General features: G+C 54.5%; 1 rRNA gene. It reads right to left on the bottom strand.

The window, feature by feature from the left end:
- Window positions 1–296, bottom strand: a 23S ribosomal RNA gene (locus tag CBW22_RS24410); the annotation flags it as partial.
- Window position 297: the final 1 nt, after the last annotated feature.

Genomic DNA, 297 nt, shown 5'->3' with positions numbered 1-297 from the left:
CCAGACGCTTCCACTGATGCACAAGCTGATTCAGGTCCTGGGCTGCTCCCCGTTCGCTCGCCGCTACTGGGGGAATCTCGGTTGATTTCTTTTCCTCGGGGTACTTAGATGTTTCAGTTCCCCCGGTTCGCCTCGTTTGACTATGTATTCATCAAACGATGATGCACAGAGTGCACCGGGTTTCCCCATTCGGACATCGACGGCTGTAGCGGTTCATATCACCTTACCGTCGCTTTTCGCAGATTAGCACGTCCTTCATCGCCTCTGACTGCCAGGGCATCCACCGTGTACGCTTAG

The organism is Pantoea sp. VS1, from assembly GCF_002207995.1.
Classification (GTDB): Bacteria; Pseudomonadota; Gammaproteobacteria; order Enterobacterales; family Enterobacteriaceae; genus Pantoea; species Pantoea dispersa.
This window is presented reverse-complemented; position numbering and strand designations above follow the sequence as displayed.